Origin of the sequence: Streptomyces sp. NPDC126510 (assembly GCF_040302345.1) — a bacterium.
Classification (GTDB): Bacteria; Actinomycetota; Actinomycetes; order Streptomycetales; family Streptomycetaceae; genus Streptomyces.
The window spans coordinates 1-1,853 of sequence record NZ_JBEORR010000095.1; the positions used below are offsets into that span (position 1 = coordinate 1).

The following is a 1,853-nucleotide window of genomic DNA, read 5'->3' on the forward strand; positions in this document are numbered from 1 at the left end:
CCAATGGCGAACCCCCGCTGAAGCTTGGGACGAACACCTACGATCAATTCAACAGCAACGTGTTGCTTCGACCAGTTGAATGCGCCTTGCGATCCTCTGTCGGTGTGGACCACGCAGCCTGCGACGAAATCTCGGCGGGCGACGGCGTTGTCGAGCGCATCGACCGCGAGCCGGGACTTCATCCGATCGCTGATGGAGTAGCCAACGATCCGGTTGGAGAATACGTCTTTGAACGCGCACAGGTAGAGCTTGCCTTCGCTCGTCCAATGCTCTGTGATGTCGCCCAGCCACAGCTGATTCGCAGCATCGGCGGTGAAGTTGCGTTGGACGTGGTCGTCGTGGACCGCAGGCCCCGGGCGCTTGGCTTTTCCGCGTTTCTTGCCGAACACACTCCACCAGCCGTTGTTCGAGCAGATCCGCCACGCTGTGCGCTCGGCCATCACCTGGCCGGCGTCGCGAGCCTCGTAGAACAGGAACCGGTAGCCGAACTCCGGGTCGTCCTTATGGGCCCTGAACAGAGCGTTCGCCCGGTAGGCCTCCGCGAGGTCGGCATCGGTCACCGGGTCAGCCAGCCACCGGTAGTAGGGCTGGCGAGCGATCTCGAGTACCCGGCACGTCACCGTGACGGGAATGCCGTCCTCGGCCAGCTCACGAACGAGCGGGTACATCATTTTCCCGGCAGGTTCGCCTGGGAAAGATAGGCGGCAGCACGGCGCAAGACTTCGTTCTCCTGCTCGAGCAACCGGATTCGCTTGCGCAGTTCCCGGTTCTCGACCACGTCCTCACCGGTAGTTCCTGATTTGATTCCGTCCTCGATATCGGCCACTTTCAGCCAACCCGTCAGGCAGGATTCACTGATCCCGAAGTCGGCGGCGATCTGCTTCAACAGCATTCCGGGCTCGCGACTGCGGGCAACCCGAACAACGTCCTCACGGAACTCTCGGGGATAGGGCTTCGGCATGGTGCACATCCTTCCAGCGGCACCTCTCGGCACCACAGATCAGATGTCACCTATCCGTGCAGCAGACCCTTCAGCGTCTACGAACACCGAATCCTTCAGATCCATCCCGTCGAAATAGGCGCTCGTAATGTCGACGCCGCGCAGATCAAGTCTCAGCCCAATGTCAGCCCACAGGCCCCCGGCTTCTTCGCCATTCTTCTCGAACTGCAGATGTATCCGGAACTGGCTGATTATTGCCTCGTTCACTATTCGCTGAGCTTTTACTCGTGCGCGCGACTCATCGTTCGGACCAGTGACATCCGGGACTTTACGATTATTTTGACGGAGGTAGGCACACAGGGTGTCTGTGATCGTCTCGCACTCAGCTCGCACGATGTTCTCCCGAGCGGTGACATTCTTCTTGCGTCGAAGCCGGAGCCAGTCGTCAGCCAAACCGACGAAGGCGTAAACCCCTGCTACCCGAATCGCGAAGTGCGACTCATCAGCGAGCTGCTTCGCAGCCCCCTCGAATCGACTCCACAGATCTTTCTCGGCATCTTCGAGCCGAGTTCTGTCAGCATTTGCGGTCTGAGCCATCGCCAATCGCGCGGCACCAGCCGATGCAATCGACGCCGCCACAATCGCGCCCAACGGGGCCAATACTGCGCTGTACCGCACTACCAGCCATTCCTTCGAGATCCCCACGACAACCAGCGCGAGCAAAGCGACGGCAGAAACCGCAGCGGAACCCGCCGAGACCCGAAACCACAGGTGTCGACGGCACGTGAAAACTGATCAAGTACGGCACTTCAATATTGGGCTCTTCGCGCTTGAGCGGGGTGCCCGGTAGTTGATGGGGCTCGTGGCCCCGACATGCTGTTGGTCTCTCACAACGCGACAACAGCGAGGCCAC

General features: G+C 60.3%; 3 protein-coding genes. All 3 read right to left on the bottom strand.

The annotated features are described in order from the left end of the window. The coding region (locus ABTX60_RS43110) for a DDE-type integrase/transposase/recombinase (protein ID WP_352102050.1) at window positions 1–671 on the bottom strand (671 nt) is incomplete at its 3' end. Further along, window positions 668–961 carry a transposase gene (locus tag ABTX60_RS43115; RefSeq protein WP_003945099.1) on the bottom strand — a complete coding sequence of 98 codons (294 nt, stop codon included), beginning with the start codon at window positions 959–961 and terminating at the stop codon, window positions 668–670. The genes ABTX60_RS43115 and ABTX60_RS43110, both read right to left, overlap by 4 nt. A gap of 39 nt (window positions 962–1,000) precedes the next feature. Further along, the gene (locus ABTX60_RS43120; protein WP_209923428.1) at window positions 1,001–1,645 is read right to left on the bottom strand and encodes a hypothetical protein; all 645 of its coding nucleotides are present in this window, start codon (window positions 1,643–1,645) and stop codon (window positions 1,001–1,003) included. Window positions 1,646–1,853 lie beyond the last annotated feature (208 nt).

What these genes read in the sequence shown, in the direction of transcription:
- ABTX60_RS43115 (WP_003945099.1), bottom strand. Translation starts at nt 961, where the DNA reads ATGCCGAAGCCCTATCCCCGAGAGTTCCGTGAGGACGTTGTTCGGGTT.